General features: G+C 71.4%; 18 protein-coding genes and 1 pseudogene. 8 read left to right on the plus strand and 11 right to left on the minus strand.

Going from position 1 to position 19,110, the window contains the following annotated elements; all coding sequences use genetic code 11:
- Window positions 1–78: 78 nt before the first annotated feature.
- Entirely contained in the window at window positions 79–684 is a 606-nt protein-coding gene (locus tag CXR44_RS34570) for a TetR/AcrR family transcriptional regulator (RefSeq protein WP_101790368.1), read from the plus strand.
- A gap of 17 nt (window positions 685–701) precedes the next feature.
- Here CXR44_RS34570 and CXR44_RS34575 read toward each other — a convergent pair whose 3' ends face one another.
- From CXR44_RS34575 to CXR44_RS34590, 4 genes are read right to left on the minus strand one after another with little or no spacing between them, the layout of a single operon-like run.
- The gene (locus CXR44_RS34575; protein ID WP_245899782.1) at window positions 702–1,985 is read right to left on the minus strand and encodes an ABC transporter ATP-binding protein; all 1,284 of its coding nucleotides are present in this window, start codon (window positions 1,983–1,985) and stop codon (window positions 702–704) included.
- On the minus strand, window positions 1,972–2,751 hold the full coding sequence (locus CXR44_RS34580) for an ABC transporter permease (protein ID WP_101790369.1): 780 nt from the start codon (window positions 2,749–2,751) through the stop codon (window positions 1,972–1,974). Before CXR44_RS34580 ends, CXR44_RS34575 begins: the two co-directional genes overlap by 14 nt.
- Window positions 2,744–3,586: an ABC transporter permease gene (locus CXR44_RS34585; protein ID WP_101790370.1), complete on the minus strand. Its 843-nt coding sequence runs from the start codon at window positions 3,584–3,586 to the stop codon at window positions 2,744–2,746. Before CXR44_RS34585 ends, CXR44_RS34580 begins: the two co-directional genes overlap by 8 nt.
- A 46-nt stretch (window positions 3,587–3,632) precedes the next feature.
- Window positions 3,633–4,754, minus strand: coding sequence for a polyamine ABC transporter substrate-binding protein (locus tag CXR44_RS34590; RefSeq protein ID WP_101790371.1), 1,122 nt, complete (start codon window positions 4,752–4,754; stop codon window positions 3,633–3,635).
- A 130-nt stretch (window positions 4,755–4,884) separates the two neighbouring features.
- Here CXR44_RS34590 and CXR44_RS34595 point away from each other — a divergent pair, with 130 nt between their 5' ends.
- The gene (locus tag CXR44_RS34595; RefSeq protein ID WP_144070195.1) at window positions 4,885–6,039 is read left to right on the plus strand and encodes an aminoglycoside phosphotransferase; all 1,155 of its coding nucleotides are present in this window, start codon (window positions 4,885–4,887) and stop codon (window positions 6,037–6,039) included.
- Window positions 6,036–7,001, plus strand: a complete 966-nt coding sequence (locus CXR44_RS34600) for an SIS domain-containing protein (protein ID WP_101790373.1) — start codon at window positions 6,036–6,038, stop codon at window positions 6,999–7,001. Before CXR44_RS34595 ends, CXR44_RS34600 begins: the two co-directional genes overlap by 4 nt.
- A gap of 79 nt (window positions 7,002–7,080) precedes the next feature.
- On the opposite strand, the gene CXR44_RS34605 is transcribed toward CXR44_RS34600, so the two are convergent.
- Together CXR44_RS34605 and CXR44_RS34610 are read right to left on the minus strand one after the other, a co-directional pair.
- Window positions 7,081–7,449: a DUF742 domain-containing protein gene (locus CXR44_RS34605; RefSeq protein WP_101790374.1), complete on the minus strand. Its 369-nt coding sequence runs from the start codon at window positions 7,447–7,449 to the stop codon at window positions 7,081–7,083.
- Between the two features lie 12 nt (window positions 7,450–7,461).
- Window positions 7,462–10,152 carry a sensor histidine kinase gene (locus CXR44_RS34610; RefSeq protein ID WP_101790375.1) on the minus strand — a complete coding sequence of 897 codons (2,691 nt, stop codon included), beginning with the start codon at window positions 10,150–10,152 and terminating at the stop codon, window positions 7,462–7,464.
- Window positions 10,153–10,494: 342 nt separating this feature from the next.
- Here CXR44_RS34610 and CXR44_RS34615 point away from each other — a divergent pair, with 342 nt between their 5' ends.
- Genes CXR44_RS34615 through CXR44_RS34635 form a run of 5 tightly spaced genes read left to right on the plus strand, consistent with a single transcriptional unit; the run spans window position 10,495 to window position 16,304 of the window.
- Window positions 10,495–11,604 (plus strand): quaternary amine ABC transporter ATP-binding protein, encoded by a 1,110-nt coding sequence (locus tag CXR44_RS34615; RefSeq protein WP_245899784.1) that lies wholly within the window; start codon window positions 10,495–10,497, stop codon window positions 11,602–11,604.
- On the plus strand, window positions 11,601–13,541 hold the full coding sequence (locus CXR44_RS34620) for an ABC transporter permease (protein ID WP_101790377.1): 1,941 nt from the start codon (window positions 11,601–11,603) through the stop codon (window positions 13,539–13,541). Before CXR44_RS34615 ends, CXR44_RS34620 begins: the two co-directional genes overlap by 4 nt.
- Window positions 13,538–14,503 (plus strand): ABC transporter substrate-binding protein, encoded by a 966-nt coding sequence (locus tag CXR44_RS34625; protein ID WP_101790378.1) that lies wholly within the window; start codon window positions 13,538–13,540, stop codon window positions 14,501–14,503. The genes CXR44_RS34620 and CXR44_RS34625 overlap by 4 nt, the downstream gene beginning before the upstream one ends.
- 51 nt (window positions 14,504–14,554) lie before the next feature.
- Window positions 14,555–15,487: an ABC transporter substrate-binding protein gene (locus CXR44_RS34630; RefSeq protein ID WP_101790379.1), complete on the plus strand. Its 933-nt coding sequence runs from the start codon at window positions 14,555–14,557 to the stop codon at window positions 15,485–15,487.
- 31 nt (window positions 15,488–15,518) lie between these two features.
- On the plus strand, window positions 15,519–16,304 hold the full coding sequence (locus CXR44_RS34635) for a TetR/AcrR family transcriptional regulator (protein WP_101790380.1): 786 nt from the start codon (window positions 15,519–15,521) through the stop codon (window positions 16,302–16,304).
- 95 nt (window positions 16,305–16,399) lie between these two features.
- Here the strand turns inward: CXR44_RS34635 and CXR44_RS34640 are convergent, their stop codons facing one another.
- The 5 genes and pseudogenes from CXR44_RS34640 to CXR44_RS40350 form a co-directional block, all read right to left on the minus strand.
- Window positions 16,400–17,302, minus strand: coding sequence for a hypothetical protein (locus tag CXR44_RS34640; protein ID WP_180903848.1), 903 nt, complete (start codon window positions 17,300–17,302; stop codon window positions 16,400–16,402).
- A 113-nt stretch (window positions 17,303–17,415) separates the two neighbouring features.
- Window positions 17,416–17,994 carry a GTP-binding protein gene (locus CXR44_RS34645; RefSeq protein ID WP_101790382.1) on the minus strand — a complete coding sequence of 193 codons (579 nt, stop codon included), beginning with the start codon at window positions 17,992–17,994 and terminating at the stop codon, window positions 17,416–17,418.
- Window positions 17,975–18,337 carry a DUF742 domain-containing protein gene (locus CXR44_RS34650; RefSeq protein WP_101790383.1) on the minus strand — a complete coding sequence of 121 codons (363 nt, stop codon included), beginning with the start codon at window positions 18,335–18,337 and terminating at the stop codon, window positions 17,975–17,977. Before CXR44_RS34650 ends, CXR44_RS34645 begins: the two co-directional genes overlap by 20 nt.
- 26 nt (window positions 18,338–18,363) lie before the next feature.
- The gene (locus tag CXR44_RS40345; RefSeq protein ID WP_113700549.1) at window positions 18,364–18,786 is read right to left on the minus strand and encodes a roadblock/LC7 domain-containing protein; all 423 of its coding nucleotides are present in this window, start codon (window positions 18,784–18,786) and stop codon (window positions 18,364–18,366) included.
- Window positions 18,787–18,811: 25 nt separating this feature from the next.
- Window positions 18,812–19,110 (minus strand): annotated as a pseudogene (locus tag CXR44_RS40350) (hypothetical protein); the annotation flags it as partial.

Genomic DNA, 19,110 nt, shown 5'->3' on the forward strand with positions numbered 1-19,110 from the left:
TAACTCATCTAGCGTAAAGCGCTACTTCGGGGCACTATGGTCACGTTCTTCTGAACGCAGCAGTAACAAAGGGGGAGAATGGCTCAGCGTAAGAGCCGCACTGACCGCCGCATCGACCTGATCGAGGCGGCACGGCGGGCCATCATCCGCCACGGCGTGGACGGCGTCCAGCTGTCGCACGTGGCGGAGGAGGCGGGGCTCACGTCGGGCGCCGTGCTCTACCACTACCCCGACCTGAGCGAGCTGCTGGTCGAGGCGCAGCACGCCGGGATGGAGCGCTTCTACGAGCAGCGGCTGCGCCAGCTCGCCACCGTCACCGACCCGGTCGCCAAGCTCGTCATGACGATCAGGTCGGGCCTGCCGACCGGGCCGCTCGACCCGGACGTCCGGCTGCTCAACGAGCTGGGCGGGGCCGCCGGCCGCAACCGCGTCTACGGCGTGCTGCTCACCTCGCTGTACGACCGGCAGGTGTCGATGTACCAGTCGATCCTCGACACCGGGGCGGCCCTCGGGGTCTTCCGGCTCAGCGGCGACTCCCTGACGCTGGCGCGCAACCTGGTGGCCCTGGAGGACGCGTACGGCTACCGCATCACCGCCAGGCACCCGCTGATCGGGCCGGCGGAGGCCGCCGAGCTGATCCTGTCCTACGCGCGCACGGCGACGGGCAACGACCTCGTCCACTGAACCCGGGGGGCGTCTGCTCACCGGGTGTCCCGGGGGATCACCACGGCGTCGCTGGCGTCCCAGTCCAGCCGCACCTTCACACCGGGCCGGACGGCGCCGGCGCCCTGCACCGCCACCAGGACCGGCTTGGGGTGGCCGGGCACGTCGATCGACAGGTGCGAGACGCCGCCGTAGAAGCTGACGTCCAGCACGCTGCCCCGGAGCAACCCGTCCCCGCCGCCCTCGCCCGCGCCCCCCGCTCCGGCCCCGGCCTCGGACGCGCCGACGCTGTCACCAGCACGCCCTGCCGTGCCAGCCACGTCAGCCACGTCGGCATCGCCGGCGTCAGCGGCGTCAGCGGCGGCATCGGCATCGGCGGCCACGTCGACCACGTCTGCGGCGTCGGCGGCGTCGGCCGCATCGGCAGCGTCGGCGACCTCAGCCGCATCGGCGGCGGGGACATCGGCGTCGGCGTCGGTGAGGGCGATGTTCTCGGGGCGGACGCAGAGCAGAGCCTCGACGCCGGGCGCCACGTCGGGCAGCGGCGTGCCGGGCAGCACGCCGAAGCCGCCGGTGCTCAACCCCCCGCCCTCCCCGGCCGTCCCCTCGAAGAGGTTGCTCGCGCCGACGAAACCGGCGACGAACGGCGTACGCGGCCGCTCGTAGAGCGCGACCGGCTCGTCCACTTGGCAGACGCGCCCGTTGTGGAAGACCGCGATGCGGTCGGCGAGCGACATGGCCTCCTCCTGGTCGTGCGTGACGACCACGAAGGTGATCCCGACCTCGTGCTGCAGCCGCTTGAGCTCCAGCTGCATGTCGGCGCGGACCTTCTTGTCCAGCGCCGACAGCGGCTCGTCGAGCAGCAGCAGGCGGGGCCGCTTGACGATGGACCGGGCGAGCGCGACGCGCTGGCGCTGGCCGCCGGACAGCTGGGCGGGCCTGCGGTCGCCGTGCTCGGCGAGCCCGACCGTCTCCAGCACCTCGCCGACCCGCTTCCTGATCCCCTGGCGGGGCAGTTTCTCCTGCTCCAGCCCGTAGGCGACGTTCCGGGCCACGGTCATGTGCGGGAACAGCGCGTACGACTGGAACATGAGGCTGATCGGCCGCCGGTTCGGCGGCGCGGCGAGCAGGTCGTCGCCGTCGAGCGTGACCGTGCCGCTGTCGGGCGTCTCGAAGCCGGCGATGATCCGCAGCAGCGTCGTCTTGCCGCAGCCCGACGGGCCGAGCAGGGCGAAGAACTCGCCCTGCCCGATCTCCAGCGAGACGCCGTCGAGCGCTGTGACGTCGCCGAACCTGCGGGTGACCCCGTCAATCTTGAGCACGTGCTTCACCGATCCTGGTCATGCGCTGTCCGATGATCACCGCGGTGAAGCTCACCAGGAGCAGGAGCGTGCCCAGCGCGTTGATCTGGGGCTCCACCCCGAACCGGACCATCGAGTAGATGACGATCGGCAGGGTCTGCTCCAGGTTGCCGATCGTGAAGAAGGCGATCACGAACTCGTCGAGGGAGAGCGTGAACGCCAGCAGCGCCCCCGCCACGATGCCGGGGGTGAGCTGCGGGAGCGTGACCCGCACGAACGTGGTCACCGGGCCCGCCCCGAGGTCGCGGGAGGCCTCCTCCAGCGACGGGTCGGCGCCGGTGAGCCGGGTGCGGACCACGGCGGCGACGAACGCCATGGAGAACACGGCGTGCGCGAGGATCACCGAGGTGACGCCGAGGGTGAACTGGACCAGGCCGTAGAACATCAGCAGGCCGATGGCCAGCACCAGGTCGGGCAGCACGGCCGGCATCAGCGCCACCGCGTCGAGCGACCGGGAGCGGGTGTGCCTGGCCAGGCCCACCGCCAGCAGCGTGCCGAGGACGGTGGCGAGCACGGTCGAGCCGGCGGCCACGATCAGCGTGTTGACCAGGCCGTCCAGGACGCGCTCGTTCTCGGCCAGCACGCCGTACCACTTGAGGCTGAACCCCTCGAAGGTGTAGGCCGAGTCCCCCGAGTTGAACGACATCACCACGAGCACGGCGATCGGCGCGTACAGGAAGACGAGCGTCGCCCAGAACGGGATGTACAGCAGTCGCGGTCTACGCACGGCGGGCCGCCCAGGCCTGCGCGAGGAGGAGCAGCACGAGCACCGCGACGAGCGCCGTGGCCAGCGTCGAGCCGAACGGCCAGTCGCGGGCCTTGAGGAACTCGTTGCGGATCAGGTTGCCCACCATGAGCGTCTTGCCGCCGCCCAGCATCTCGGGGATCACGAAGTTGGCGAAGCTCGGCACGAACACGAACATCGACCCCGTCAGCACGCCCGGCAGCGTGAGCGGCAGCGTCACCCGGCGGAACGTGGTGAACCCGGAGGCGCCCAGGTTGGCCGACGCCTCGCGCAGCTGCGGGTCGAGCTTCTCGATCGCCGCGTACAGCGGCAGCACCATCAGCGGCAGGTAGGAGTAGAGCAGCCCGGCGACGATGGCGCCCTGGTTGTAGAGCAGCTCGTACGGGCCGAGACCGAACAGCTCGAACCCGGAGTTCACCAGGCCCGGCCCGTTGAGCAGGATGATCCAGGCGTACATCCGGATGATGAAGTTCGTCCAGAACGGCAGCACGATCGCGATCAGCGCGATCGTCTTCCACCTCCGCGGCAGCCGGGCGATCAGGTAGGCCGTCGGGTAGCCGAGCGCCAGCGCGATGAGGGTGGTCAGCGCGGCGATCTTCAGGGAGGTGCCGACGACCCCCAGGTAGAGGGGGTCGATCGCGCGGGCGAAGTTCTCGGTGGTGAACTCGTAGATCACGCCGCCGAAGCGCCCACGCTGGAAGAACGTGAAGCTGAGCACCAGGGCCAGCGGAACCAGCACCAGCACGACGATGTACGTCAGGCCGGGGGCGAGGAAAACGAGCGCGCCCAGCCGGTGCCGTCCTCGCGAGGTGGTCACCGGCCGGGCAGTGGATTGTGCCTTCACAGCTCGTGTCGTGCCGATCTCAACGTGCCGTGACCTCGGCGGACATGCGCGTGTACTTGGTCGACGCCTGGCCCAGGTCGATGATCGACTCGCCGTTGAGCAGTTCGGCCGGCTTGATGCCGAGCAGGGAGCCCTCGGGGACCTGGACCTTCTCCATGGCCGCCTTGTTGGGCACCTTGTAGTTGATGTTCTCGGCGGCCCAGCTGTGGATCTCGGGGTCGAGGACGTAGTTGATGAAGGCGTGCGCGGCCTCCTTGTTCTTGGAGGACTTCATGATCACCATGGTGTCCACCCAGAGGTCGCTGCCCTCCTTCGGCACGACGAACTCGATGTTCTTCTTCTCGTCGGTGGTCGGGCACCAGCCGTCCCACGCCTCCACCATGATGGCCTCGCCGCTCTTGAGCTTGTCGCCGAACGTGGTGTCGTCGTACTGGAGCAGCTTCGGCTTCTGCTGGACGAGCAGCTCCTTGACCTTGGCGATCTCCTCGTCCTTGTCGGTGTTGACCGAGTAGCCGAGGGCCTTGAGCGCGGGCAGGGCCAGCCAGCGCTCGGTGGTCATCATGGTGACCTTCTTCTCGGCCCAGGCCGGCGGCTTGAGGAGGTCGTTCCAGCTCGTCGGCTTGGCCTTGACCAGGTCCGTGCGGTAGCAGATGCCGGTCGTGCCCCAGGTGTAGGGGACGGAGTACTTGTTGCCCTTGTCGTAGGAGAGCTGGGTCGCCTCGGGGTAGAGGTTGGCCAGGTTGGGGATCAGCTCGGCGTGGATGGGCTCCAGCAGGCCCTGCTCGTTGAGCGCCTGGGCGTACTGGCCGGACACGAACGCCACGTCGATGCCGCTGTCGCCGCCGACGGTGAGCTTGGTCATCGCCTCCTCGTTGGTGGCGTGCAGCGTGACGTTCATCTTGCTGACCTTGAGCTTCTCCTTGACCTTCTCCGGAAGCTCCTTGGGCGTGTAGCCGTCCCACACCGTGATGTTGATCGACTGCTTCGTCAGGTCGGCGTTGGGGTCGAGCTGTTCGGCCGTTGCTCGCGGAGCCGTCTCCGCGCTGTCGGACGATCCACCACCGCACGCCGCGACGGCGAGTGCGAGGCCGGCCACCGTGGCGACGGCCGGAAGACGACGGGTGAACCGGGAACGGAACACGGCCGCTACTCCTTCTTAGTTCCGAGGGACGAGGGGTCTCGCGACCAATCAGGCACTGTAGACCAAAGCAGGAGTGTTGCAGCAGATATCAACATCGGCAAGACTTTTCCGGACATTGTCACCTGGAAGTATGGTCATGTTGTTGAATCGAGATTCAATATGGGACCGGCTCGTCTCGCTGGGTGAGAAGCCTCTCACCGAGCGGGATCATGGCGCGTCCGCCGCGCTTCTCGCCGCGCTCGGCGGCGAGGTGCCGGCCCCGTTCGCCGTCCGGCGGTTCCGTGCGCTGCCCACCTTCTCGTACGGCGAGGGCGATCGCCACCCCGGGGGGCCCGCGGAACGCGAATTCGGTAAGCACGTGGACCAGACAAACTATTCGGTCGTGGTGGGTGATCAGGTCGTCGTCAAGTGGCTGACACCCCCGGTGCCGATGCCCCATCCCGCCCCCGAGGTGTTCGCCCACCTCGTCGAGGTGGGATTCGAGCAGACGGCACCGCCGTACGCGGCCCTGACGCGGGTGGACGCCTCCGGCGAGACGCTGCTGGCCCTGGTGACGGGCTACCTGCCGCAGGCCAGGGACGGCTGGGAGTGGTGCGTGGACGAGGCCGAGGCGGGCCGCACCGCCTTCGCGGCGGACCTCGGCCACCTGGCCGCCGACCTGCACGTGGCCCTGTCCACCTTCCCCGGCGCGCCGGGCGACGCCTCCCCCGCCGGCGGCTACCGGGCGGCCGAGCGGGCCGGGCAGGCGCTGCGCGAGGCGCTCGACCTCACCGGCGGCGACGACGGCGCGTGGCTGGCGGGCCGGGCCGCCACGCTCGGGCGCGAGCTGGAGCCGCTGGCCGCGCCCATCGCCGGCCCGCTCATCCGCATCCACGGTGACCTGCACGTGGGCCAGATCCTGCGCTGGCGTGACGGCTACGCCGTGATCGACTTCGACGGCAACCCGACCGTCACCGGCGCGGAGCCGTACCAGCCCGCGGCCCGCGACGTCGCCCAGCTCGCCACGAGCCTGGAGCACGTGGCGCAGGTCGCCGTCAGGCGGCGCGGCGTGCGGCCCGCCGCGGCGACCGGCTGGGCGCGGCAGGCCCGCGACGCCATGCTGGCCGCCTACCGGGGCCGCCTCGCCGAGCGCGGCAGGCCCGGCCTGCTCGACGAGTCGCTGCTCCGCCCGTTCGAGATCGAGCAGGAGTGCCGGGAGCTCATCTACGCCGCCCGGCACCTGCCCCGCTGGCGCTATGCCCCGATGGGCGTGCTGCGTACCTGGTATCCCGAGGAGAACCTGTGAACCCCGAGCTGTACCTGGCCGACCTGGAGGCCAAGCCCGCCGCCCTCGCCACCCTGGCGGCGGCCCTGGAGGAGGCCGACCCGTTCGCCGGACTCCCGCCGCGGGTGGACCGGGTGCTGTTCCTCGGCATGGGCAGCTCCCGGTACGCCGCCGGGGTCGCCGCCCTGCGGCTGCGGGCCGCCGGGGTCGACGCCTACGCCGACTACGCCTCGGCCGCCGCCACCTGCCCGGCCACGCCCGGCACCCTGGTCGTGACGATCTCGGCGACGGGCGGCAGCCGGGAGACCCTCGACGCGGCGGCCCGCTACGCCGGCACCCCGGCGTTCACCGTCGCGGTCACGAACGCGCCCGGCTCCGCCGTCACCGAGGGCGCCCGCCTGGTGGTCCCGCTGCACGCGGGCGAGGAGCGGGGCGGGGTGTCCTGCCGGACGTTCCAGCACACGCTGGCGCTCCTGCTCGCCCTGGAGTCCCGCCTCACCGGGACGCGCCGTGACGTGCCCGCCCTCGTGCGGCGCGCCGCCGAGGCCAGCGCCGACCTGCTCGACCGCCGCGACACCTGGCTGCCCCGGGCGCTGGAGCTGCTGGACGGGCCGCACGGCGTCTACACGATCGCACCCGCCGAGCGCCTGTCGTCGGCGGAGCAGTCGGCGCTGATGGTGCGCGAGGGGCCGCGCCGCCCGGCGGACGCGTGCGAGACCGGTGACTGGGCGCACGTGGACGTGTACCTCACCAAGACGCTCGACTACCGCGCGCTGCTCTTCCCCGGGTCCCGCTACGACGCGCAGGCCATGGAGTGGGTACGCCGGCGCGGCTCCACGGTGCTCGCCGTCGGCGGCGAGGTGGAGGGCGCCAAGGAGACGATCCGGTACCGCCACGACGACGACCCCGAGGTCGCCCTGCTGACCGAGACGCTGGTCGCCGAACTGGTGGCCGCCCGCTGGTGGTCGGCCGTGGCGGGCTGACCGGTCGCCGCCCGATGACCGGCCCGCGGAGGACCTGACCGGCAGCCGGGTCGCACCGGCCGCCGGAGGGCTCCTCGGGTCAGAGGCGGCGCAGGCCGGTGAGGACCCGTTCGAGCAGGCGCGTGTCCGGCCGGCCCGCCTCGTGCTGCGGCTGGTAGACGCGGACCAGCCCCTCGGCCTCCATGTCCGCCACCAGCACCCTCGCCACCCCGAGCGGGATGGCGAGCAGCGCGGAGACCTCCGCCACCGACCGCACCTGGCGGCACAGCTCGCTGATCGCCCGGTACTCCCGGGGGTAGGCCATGCCGAGCTGGGCGGACGTCGCGGACGACACCAGCGCCTCCATGGCGAGCCCGTTGCGCGGCGCCGTGCGCCCGCCGGTGACGGCGTACATCCGGACCAGGGAGCTGCGCTCGGGCTCCGGCTCGCCGTCATGCCACGATGCCAACGTCGCCTCCTCTCACTCGTCCTCCTGCAGCTCGGCACGGCCCCTGCGGACGCCCTGCTGGTAGCTGGCCAGCCTGCTGCGCAGCCGGTCGGGCGACACCGGTGGCGGCGGCGGGACCGGCGCGGCGGGGGCCGCCGAGCCGGGCACGAGGTTGGCCTTCGGCGTCCGCTTGGGCAGCCCGGACGAGGTGGTGCCGCCCCGCACCGGCTCGCCGGCCAGGTCCGCCGCCTGCCATCCCACGTCGGCCGGGGTCGACCAGGTCTCCTCGCGCCGGCCGGGCGTGGCCGACGGTTTGGTGAACCAGCTGCTCGAGTCCATGGACGCGTAGATGGGCAGGAAGTCGTCCCCCGCCTCGGCCGGCGGCGCCGGCTGCGGCGTCGGCGCGGGCATCGGAATCTCGACCGAGTTGGTGCGGTCCTGCGTGAACCACGACGACTCCTCGCCGGGCGCCACGCCGTCGAACGACGGGTGCCCGTAGCCGGGCATCGACGGGGTGGGCGCCAGCGCCATGGACGCGAACGGCGCGGTCTCGGCGCCGCCGTGGGCGGGCTCGGGCAGCCCCGCGTGCTGGCCGGCGTACGGCGAGCCCGGCACCGGCCGGTCCGGCGAGCCGTACCCGGTGCCGTACGGCGATCCGTGCGCCGGCCCCTGCGGCGAGCCGCGCTGCGCCCCCAGTGGCGAGCCGGGCGCGGAGCCCTGCATCGGGACCTGCACCGCCGGGGCCTGGGCGGCCGCCGGCGCTCCCGGCATCCCCGTGAGCAGCGCCTCCGGCAACAGGACCATGGCGGTCAGCCCGCCGACGTCCTGGCTGCGGAGCTGGACCCGGATGTTGTGCCGCAGCGCCAGCCGGCCGACCACGAACAGGCCCATCCGCCGGGAGACCGACACGTCCACGACGGGCGGGTTCGCCAGGCGGTGGTTGGCCTGGGCCAGTTCCTCGGGCGTCATGCCGATGCCGTGGTCGGACACCGCGATCATCAGCCCGCCGCCGTCGATGCGGTTGCTGGAGATGACGACCTTGGTGTCGCTGGAGGAGAACGAGACGGCGTTCTCCACCAGCTCGGCGAGCAGGTGGACGACGTCCGTCACCGCCTGGCCGGCGATGGCCGCCTCGGAGCGGACCTGGATGCTCACGCGGTCGTAGCTCTCGACCTCGCCGAGCGCCGCGCGGACCACGTCGAGCAGCTCGACCGGCTGGCTCCACTTGCGCGCGGCCTCCTGGCCGGCGAGGACGAGGAGGTTCTCGCTGTTGCGGCGCATGCGGGTGGCCAGGTGGTCGAGCTTGAACAGGTCGCCCAGCCGGGTGTCGTCGCGCTCGCCGCGCTCCAGCCGTTCGATCAGCGTGAGCTGACGTTCGACGAGCGTCTGGCTGCGCCGTGACAGGTTGACGAACATGGCGTTGACGTTCGACCGCAGCCTCGCCTCGTCGCCCGCCAGCCGCACGGCCTCCCGGTGGACCTCGTCGAAGGCGCGGGCCACCTCACCGACCTCGTCCTTGGAGAAGACGCCGATCGGCTGGATCTCCACGTCCACCGCGCCGTCCCGGGCCTCGCGCAGCCGCTGGACGAACTCCGGCAGCCGGTGGCCGGCGATCTCCAGGGCCTCGCCGCGCAGCCGGCGCAGCGGGCGTACCAGCGACCTCGCCACGCCGGTCGTGATCAGCAGGACGGCCACCAGGAGGGCGAGCACGGCAGCGGCGATGACGTAGGCGCGCCGCTGTTCGGCCTCGCTGAGCGCCTGGCTGCGGGCGACGATGCCGGCGGCCTGGCGGCGCTCGACCGTGCGCATCGCGTCGACGATCACGCCGGCCGCCTCGGACCACTCGCGGGCGTCGTCGCGCTCGGCGAGGTCGAGGCCGCGCAACGGCTGCCCGGCCGTGGCCCGGATCAGCACGAGCTCGCGCAGGAACAGCATACGGTCGGCGGAACGGCCGTTGACGGTCTCGTCGAAGAAGCGGCGCTCGCCGGCGGTGGCCTCGGCGGCGAAGCGCCTGCGCTCGGCCTGCTCGCGGGAGATCTCACCGAGGAAGCCCTGCAACTGCTGGGCGTCGAAGGCGCCCTCCACCAGCACGGTGGTGACCAGGGCCTGCTGCACCGCGACGCTCTCCTTGGCCCTGGCCAGCGCGTCGAGCATGCGGATCTGGCGGAAGAGCTCGTCGTCCTGGCTGCCCTTGACCAGCTCGGCGTGCACGGACAGCAGGTCGCCGAGGATCGTGGTGTAGAGGTCCACGGACGCGGCGGGCAGCAGGTCTCCCTCCAGGGCCTGATCGCGCAGGGCGCCCAGGTCGCCGAACCGGCTGACCATGGCCTCCAGCTGGTCGGCGGTGCGGCCGGTGACCTCGCCCCGCAGCTCGTCGGCGCCGCTCTTGACCCGCTCGATCGCCTGGTCCACCTCGACCGTGCGCTCGGTCACGGCGCGCGCCCCGTCGGCGGGGCGTCCCCTGGCGATGTGCCAGGCGACCTGCGCCCGTTCCGCCGACAGCGCGTGGGTGAGCCCGCCGACCTGCTCCGACAGGCGGGCCAGCCGGTTGGTGCGGTCGTAGTCGGCCGCCGCGCCGGTCGAGGCGAACACCTGCACGCCGCCGAGCAGGACGGCCGCGGCGGTCGGGACGAGGATGAGTGCGACGAGCCGCGCGCGGACGCGCCAGTTGCGCAGGCGCCAGCTCCCCCCGTGCGCCTGCCGCACGTCTGTTTCTGTACTCACCGAACAACCCCTCGCCCGATATCGGCGTATGCGGAGGCCCTGGGACTCCTGGGAAAAAAGCAACAGGTCCGGGCAATTGGAGCACATCGCTGCGGGTTCAGCCAAGGATCAAAAGCTGACAAACGTTAACTGACGCCTCCCATGCCCCGCGAAGTTGGAGCTCCATCTTCTTGATCGCTTTGCCGGCGGCGAGACCTGAATGCCGATGCCCCTCCCTCTCTGGGCGGATAAATACGGCTGTCCGATAACACCGGCGCAGTAAGAGGCCCACGCCACCGGCACGGCGTTGAGATTTGCGTAATGCGGGCCCTATGTTGAGCCCCGATCAACGAGGAGGCGAGCGTGGGGGATTCTCCCGACAGTGCGGCCATCGAGGTCGACGGGCTGTGGAAGATCTTCGGCCCGGGAGCGGAACGGGTGCTGGAAGGCGACGACAGGTTCCTCGACCCCGCCGCGCTGCGCGAGAAGACCGGCTGCACCGCCGCCGTCAGGGACGTCGGCTTCACCGTACGGCCCGGCGAGGTGTTCGTCGTCATGGGCCTGTCGGGCAGCGGCAAGTCGACCCTCGTCCGCTGCCTCATCCGGCTGATCGAGCCGACCGCCGGACGGATCAGCATCGACGGTGAGGACATCGGCCGGGCCTCCCCAGCCCGGTTGCGCGACATCCGGCGCCACCAGGTCAGCATGGTGTTCCAGCACTTCGGCCTGCTGCCGCACCGGCGGGTGATCGACAACGTCGCCTACGGCCTGGAGATCCAGGGCATGGCCAAGGCGGCACGGCACGCCCGCGCCGCGGAGATCCTGTCGCTCGTGGGCCTCGACGGCCACGCCGGCTCCTATCCCGACCAGCTGTCCGGCGGCATGCAGCAGCGCGTCGGCCTGGCCAGGGCGCTGGCCGTCGATCCCCGGGTCATGCTGTTCGACGAGCCGTTCAGCGCGCTCGACCCGCTGATCCGTCGTGACATGCAGGCCGAGGTGATCCGCCTGCACCGGGAGGTCGGCAAGACCATGGTGTTCATCACCCACGACCTGTCGGAGGCGCTCAAGCTGGGTGAGCGGATCGCGATCATGCGCGACGGCCGGATCGTGCAGGTCGGCACCCCGGAGGAGCTGGTCGGCGCCCCCGCCGACGACTACGTCGCCGACTTCGTCCGCGACGTGCCGCGCAGCCACGTGCTGACGCTGCGCTGGATCTGCCGCGACCCCGAGCCGGGCGAGCCGCTCGACGGCCCCGAGCTGCCCGCCTCCACGCTGGTCAAGGACGCCATCGCCGCGGCCTCGGCGTCCTCCCGCCCCATCAGGGTCGTCGACGGCGACCGGCTGGCCGGGGTGGTGGACCGGGTGGACCTGCTCACCTTCCTGTCCGGCCTGTCCCACCACCCGGGCCCGCCCAGCGAGGACAGCGGCCGGGACAGCGGCCAGGACTCCGGCCGGGCGCGGGCGAGCGCATGAGCGTCGCGGCCGTCTCCTCCCCCTCCCGCCCCCACCTGCCGAGATGGGCCGCCCCCGCCGGGGCCGTCGTGCTGTTCGCCGTCGCCTACCTGGCCTTCCGCGGCACGGCCACGCTGCCCCACGACGACGAGGCCGCGCCGTTCGTGGCGATCACCGAACTGCGCGAGTGGGTGGACGCGAACAAGAACTCCAACCCGCTCTTCCTCTACGTCGTCAACTACGTCCGCCTGCTGGTCGGCTGGATCCACGTCACCCTCGCCGGAGCGCTGCACGCGCTCGGCTGGCCGGGCCTGATCGGTCTCATGGGCGCCGTGGGTTGGGCGACCGGCGGCCTGCGGGTCGGCCTGCTGGGCGTGGCCGGCTTCGCCGCGTTCGGCGTACTGGGCGTGTGGGAGTCGAGCGTGGACACGCTCGCCCTGGTCGGCACGGCGGTGCTGCTGTCGCTGGCCACCGGCCTGCCGCTGGGCGTGTGGGCCGGGCGCTCGCCCCGGCTGCGGCGGGCACTCAACCCGGTGCTGGACGTCATGCAGATCATGCCCACATTCGCCTACCTGGCGCCGATGGTGCTGTTCTTCCAGATCGGCGCGCCCGCCGGCGCGGTCGCGACCATGATCTACGCGATCCCGCCGGCCATCCGCATCACGGCGCTGGCCATCGACCAGGTCTCCCCCGCCGCGGTCGAGGCGTCCACCTCGCTCGGCGCGACGCGCTGGCATACGCTGCGCAAGGTGCACCTGCCGCTGGCGCGCTCGACGATGACGCTGGCGGTCAACCAGACCATCATGATGGCGCTGTCGATGGTGGTCATCGCCAACCTCATCTCCGCGCCGGGCCTGGGCTCCGACATCATCCGCGGGCTGTCCCGGCAGAACGTCGGCATCATGCTCCCCGCCGGGCTCGCGATCGTCGTCATGGCGGTGGTGCTCGACCGGACCACGATGGCCGCGGCGCGGCGGCACCGCGGCGACGGCGGGCAGCCGGCCGGGCCGCGCTGGACGCGGGTGGCGGGCGCCGCCGTGCTCGCCGGCGCCGGCGTGACGCTGACGTACGCGCTGCCGGCCGCGCTGGTGGCCGGGTGGCCCGCCGGCTGGGTGCTGCCGATGGCCGGCCCGGTCAACGACGCGGTGCGCTGGGCCGAGACCACCTGGTACGACGTCACCGAGTCGGTCAAGAACGTGACGAGCGAGGTCGTGCTCAACCCGCTGCAGGAACTGCTCACCTCGGCGCCGTGGTGGCTGGTGGCCGCCGCCGTCCTGCTGCTCGCCCGGTGGGCGAGCGGGTGGCGGCCGGCGCTCACGGCGCTCGGCTGCCTGCTGGCCATCGCGCTGCTCGGCCTGTGGGAGCACAGCATGGTGACGCTGTCGATGGTGGTCGTCGCCGTGCTGGCCGTCCTGGGCGTGGGTCTGGTGCTGGGCGTGGCGGCGGCCCGCTCCGCGTGGTTCTCCGCCGTCCAACGGCCGCTGCTGGACGCCGCCCAGACCATGCCGTCGTTCGTCTACCTGCTGCCCGCCCTGGCGCTGTTCGGGCCCACCAAGTTCACCGCGATCTTCGCCTCCGTGATCTACGCGGCGCCGCCGGTGGTCCGGCTGGTCGAGGAGGGCGTGCGCAAGGTGCCGCCCGCGGTGGTCGAGGCCGCCGTGGCCGCCGGTTCCACGCCCGGCCAACTGCTGCGCAAGGTGCAGCTGCCGATGGCCCGCGAGTCCATCCTGCTGGCCGCCAACCAGGGCATCGTGCTCACCCTCGCCATGGTCGTGCTCGGCGCGCTCGTCGGCGGCGGGGCGCTCGGCTACGACGTGGTCTCCGGCTTCTCCCAGCGCACCAACTTCGGCATGGGCTTCGCCGCGGGAGTGGCGATCGTCCTGCTCGGGATCATGCTCGACCGCATCACGCAGGGTGCCGACAGGCGCCCCTCCCCCCATCGAAGGATGTTCAGATGAAGATTCGCCTGCTCGCAGGCCTGCTCGTGCTCGGACTCGCCGCGGGATGCGGCGGCGCCAAGGTGGAGGACACGCCCACGTCCGCCGCCTCGCCACCCGCCACCGGCGCGTCGGGCGGCGGCACCGTGAAGATCGCGATCAACCCGTGGGTGGGGTACGAGGCGAGCGCCAACGTGGTGGCCCACCTGCTGAAGAACGAGCTGGGCTACACCGTCGAGTTACCGGAGATCAAGGAGCAGCTCGCCTGGGAGGGCTTCGAGACCGGCGACGTGGACGTCATCATCGAGAACTGGGGTCACCCCGACCTGAAGAAGAAGTTCATCGAGGAGAAGAAGGTCGCCCAGGAGGCGGGCTCGACGGGCAACAAGGGCGTCATCGGCTGGTACATCCCCAAGTGGATGGCGGACGAGCACCCCGGCATCACCGACTACAAGAACCTCAACAAGTACGCCCACCTGTTCAGGACCTCGGAGTCGGGCGGCAAGGGCCAGCTGCTGTTCGGCGACCCGTCGTACGTGAGCAACGAGGACGCGCTGATCAAGAACCTGAAGCTGGACCTCAAGGTGGTCACCGGCGGCAGCGAAGCGGCGCTGATCAAGGCCGCGCAGCAGGCGCAGGAGCAGAAGAAGCCGCTGCTGTTCTACTTCTGGGACCCGCACTGGCTCTTCAGCAAGACGGAGCTGGTCCGGGTCAACCTGCCCGCGTACACCGAGGGCTGCGACGCCGACCCCAAGAAGGTAGCCTGCGACTACGCGGAGATGGACCTCGACAAGATCGTGAGCACGAAGTTCGCGCAGTCCGGCGGCAAGGCCTACGAACTCGTGAAGAACTTCAGCTGGACCAACGAGGACCAGAACGCGGTCGCCGACGACATGACCAACAACGGCATGACCGGTGAGCAGGCCGCGAAGAAGTGGATCGAGGCCAACCCCGCCAAGTGGCAGGCCTGGATCCCGAAGTAACCCCCCTCGACCGGGCTCCGCTGGAGCGGGGCCCGGCACCCGGAGACCCCCATGCGAAAGACACTCCTGGCACCGCTCGCGGCGGTCCTGATGCTGACGGCCTGCTCCGGTGCGGAGCCGGCGTCCGCGCCCCGGGCCACGAAGGTGGTCAAGATCGACGTGCACGCCTGGGACGGCTACGCCGCCCAGGCCGCCGTGCTGGCCCACCTGCTGAAGCACGAGCTCGGCTACGAGGTGCGCACGCGGAAGGCGAAGGAGGACGACTCCTGGGCGGACTTCGAGACCGGCGAGGTCGACGTCATCGTCGAGAACTGGGGCCACGCCGAGCAGAAGCAGGAGTTCATCGAGGAGAAGAAGGTCGCGCTCTCGGCGGGTCTCACCGGCAACAAAGGCGTGATCGGCTGGTACGTCCCCGAGTGGATGGTCAAGAAATATCCCGACATCACCAACTGGCGAAACCTGAACAAGTACGCGCCGCTGTTCCGTACCGACAAGTCCGGACAGGCCGGGCAGTTCCTCGCGGGTGACCCGACGTTCGTGACCAACGACGAGACCCTCGTGAAGAACCTCGGCCTCAATTACAAGGTCGTCTACTCCGGCAGCGAGGCGGCGTTGATCAAAGCGGCGCAGGACGCCACCCGCAACCGCAAGCCGCTGCTGATGTATTTCTACGAGCCGCAGTGGCTGTTCGCGAAGGTCGAACTCGTGAAGATCAATCTGCCGCCGTACGCCATCGGCTGTGACGCCCGGCCGGCGAAGGTCGCCTGCGACTACCCGCCCTACCTCCTCGACAAGATCGTCAGCCGGTCGTTCGCCGAGCAGGGCGGCAAGGCCTACGAGCTGGTCCGCAACTTCACCTGGGCCAACGAGCACCAGAACGCGGTCGCCAGCGACATGGTCAACAACGACCTCACTCCCGAGCAGGCCGCCGAGCGGTGGGTCGCCGAGAACAAGATCGTGTGGAAGGACTGGATCCCCCGCTGAGGCGCCGTACCGTACGGTGTACCGTGCGAGGGTGACCATCGAGTACAGCGGCAGGGGAGACCCCGCCCGCAGCCTGGCACTGTTGTGGCGCACCAGCGAGCGCACCAGCCGCAAGGGCAAGCCCGACCTGAGCGTCGACCGCATCGTGCGCGCCGCCATCGAGGTCGCCGACGCCGAAGGGCTGCAGGGGCTGTCCATGCGCCGCGTGGCCGAGCGGCTCGGCGTGGGCACGATGTCGCTCTACACGTACGTCCCGGGCAAGCCGGAGCTGCTCGACGTCATGCTCGACACCGTCCACGGCACCGCCTACGACGAGACGGGCGGGCCGGAGGAGGTACCCGGCGGCTGGCGCGAGCGGCTGACCCGCATCGCGCGCGCGAACTGGGCGCTCTGCCGGCGCCACCCGTGGCTGCTGCAGGTCGCGACCAGCCGCCCGGTGCTGGGACCCAACGTCACCGCCAAGTACGACCTCGAACTGCGCGCGATCGACGGCATCGGGCTGACCGACGTGGAGATGGACCAGGTGATCACCCTGGTCACCGGGTTCGTGCACGGCACGGCCCGGGGAGCGGTCGAGGCGTCGCAGGTCGAGAGCCGGACCGGGATGTCCGACGAGCAGTGGTGGGCGGCGCACGCGCCGTTCCTCAGCCGGATCTCCGACGCCACCCGTTACCCCACGGCCGCCCGGGTGGGCCAGGCGGCCGGTGAGGCCCTGGGTGGCGCCTACAGCGCCGAGCACACCTTCGAGTTCGGCCTGGAACGCCTCCTGGACGGGATCGAGGCCCTCATACGCCGCCGCACGGGACAGTCCGGGTGACCATGGCCCCACCCCGGGGCGGCGGCCGTCAGGCGCGCTCCTGCGGGCTCTCCCGCGGGGGTCGGCGCGGGCCCGGGAAGGTGGCCGTCAGGGGATCAGCGTGGTTCCGGGGAGGTGGCCGCCATGAGCGCGATCCGGTGCTGGCGGGGGCTGGGCGGATAGGCCCAGGTGACCCCGGAGCCGCCGCCCGCGATCTCGTGCGGCACGACGGTTCGCAGCAGCGCCTCCGCCGTCGCGCCCGGCTGCTCGCCGCGCGCCTCCCGGTAACGTTCCAGGATCCGGCTCAGGTCCAGCATCAACGTGTTGGCCGCCTCGCCCCACGCCTCCTCGGAGACGGGCTCCCCGGCCCGCCCGGACGCGGGCCGCTCGGCGGGCTCGGACGCGGGCCGCTTGGGTGCGGGCTGCTCGGGTGCGGGCTGCTCGGGTGCGGGCTGCTCGGGTACGGGCCCGTCTGCGGGCGCCGCCGCGATGGTGAGCCACAGCGCGCCGATCCGGTCGTCCACCGTGCACGTGCCGACGCCGGCCGCCCGCTCCGGGCCGACGACACCCCGTACGGCCTCGGCGAAGTGCGACTGGTCCATGCCGTCGACCATGCCGGCCAGCCAGTCGGTGCGCAGGTGGAGCACCCCCGGCTGTTCGACGGCGGCGCACTTGGCGATCAGCTCCGTGAGCGTGCCCTCGGGGTCGTGCAGCCCTTCCTCGCCCCGGGCCGCGAAGAGGTCGGCCAGCAGGTGCAGGGAGACGAGCCGCGGCGGGTCGTCGGTGGCCAGCACGCCCTGCTCCCTGCCCGCGCGCACCGGACCGGTGTCGTCGGAGCAGGCCCGCAGGCCCTCCATGAACGCGATCCGGGCCTCGGGCGCGAGCCGGGCGTCCCAGCCCCACCGAGCCGGCAGCTCGGGACGTCCCTCCGTCTCCCCGGCGCGGCGCGGGGCACGGCGTAACCACCACACGAGCACGCCGACGACGGCGGCTGCTGACACGGCAAGTGCGATCACCACGATGTGGCTACTCCCCTCATGACGGGCAGGCCAAGCAGCGTAGTGCGGCCATCTTCGCTAATCCGCTCATTCCCCGAGATTTACCTCCCTCTCGGGGCACAAGTGGCCAAGCTCTATGAAACCGGCGCGGCGCGCAGCCGGACGACGTGCTCGACCAGCGAGATCAGCGTCGCCTTGACCGACTCGCGGTTGCGCGCGTCCGTCCGCACGATCGGCACGTGCGCCGGGAGGGCCAGCGCCTCGCGCACCTCCTGCTCCGAGTGCGGGAACTGCCCGTCCCAGCCGTTCACCCCGATGACGAACGGCAGCTTGGCCTCCTCGAAGTAGTCGATCGCCGGGAAGCTGTCGGCCAGCCGCCGCGTGTCGAGCAGCACCACGGCGCCGATCGCGCCGCGGACGAGGTCGTCCCACATGAACCAGAACCGGTGCTGCCCGGGCGTGCCGAACAGGTAGAGGATCAGGTCACGGTCCAGCGACAGCCGGCCGAAGTCCATGGCGACCGTCGTCGTCTGCTTGTTGGGGGTCATGCCGAGATCGTCGATGCCCGCGGACGCGTCGGTCATGACGGCCTCCGTGGTCAGCGGAAGGATCTCCGAGACCGCCCCCACGAACGTCGTCTTGCCGACGCCGAACCCGCCCGCGACGACGATCTTCGTCGACGTGAGGCCGGCGCTAGAGCCTGCGAAGTCCACTGAGCACCCTTTCGAGCATGTTGAGGTCTGGCTGTCCCTGGCTGAGGCGTGGCTGGTGCAGGCGGACGAGTCCTTCGTCGGACATGTCCGCCACCAGCACGCGCGCCACGCCCAGCGGGACGCGGAGCAAGGCCGAGATCTCGGCGACCGACCGGAACGTGCGGCAGAGCTGCATGATGGCCTCCTGCTCGGGGGTGAGCAGGGCCATCTCGTCGTCCGGGATCGACATGGACGAGATCAGCGTCTCCATCGCCAGGTGGTAGCGCGGCTCGGATCGGCCGCCGGTCACCGCGTACGGACGGAACAGGGGCTCGTCGTCCCCGGTCCCGTCAACGCCGTACACGACCCACTCCCATCAGTGTCATTCCATCACCGAGTCCTTGCCGCCTGCAGCTCCGCGCGCAGCGCGGGAGTCAGCACCTGTCCGGCCCGGTCCACCAGCAGGGTCATCTGGTAGGCCACGAGCCCCATGTCACAGTCGGGCGCGGCCAGCACGGTGATGACCGAGCCGTCGCTGATCGCCATCACGATGAGCAGGCCGCGCTGCATCTCGACCACGGTCTGCGTCACGGCGCCGCCCTCGAACACGCGGGACGCGCCCACGGTCAGGCTCAGCAGGCCGGCCGACACCGCGGCGAGCTGGTCGGCCCGATCCGGCGGGAAGCCCTCGGAGCTCGCCAGGCACAGGCCATCGGCGGAGACGACGACCGCGTGCGCGACCCCGGGCGTGTTGCGCACGAAGTCGGTGATCAGCCAGTCGAACCGATGCGCCTCGTGGCTAAGGGTTGTCACTCGCCCTCCCTGGCAGGACGCTCGCTCACTCTCGTTCCTCCTGTTCGCGTACTTCCGCACGCCCGCGCCGCACTCCCTGCTGGAAGCTGGCCATCCTGCTGCGCATGCGCTCGGCGGACACCGGCGGCGCCGGAGCCCGCTGCGCCTGCCGCTGCGGCTGGGCGCTCGACGGGCTCGCCGTGCCGGGCACCAGGTTGGCCTTGGGGGTGCGCTTGGGCAGCCCGGCGGCGGTGATGCCGCCGAGACTGGGGTCGCTGGCGGCCGCCGCCGCACGCCAACCGGCGTCCGCGGCGGGTCGCCCTGCTTCCTCCCCCGAGGGGACGG

It is taken from the genome of Nonomuraea indica (assembly GCF_002850745.1).
In the GTDB taxonomy this organism is placed as follows: domain Bacteria; phylum Actinomycetota; class Actinomycetes; order Streptosporangiales; family Streptosporangiaceae; genus Nonomuraea; species Nonomuraea indica.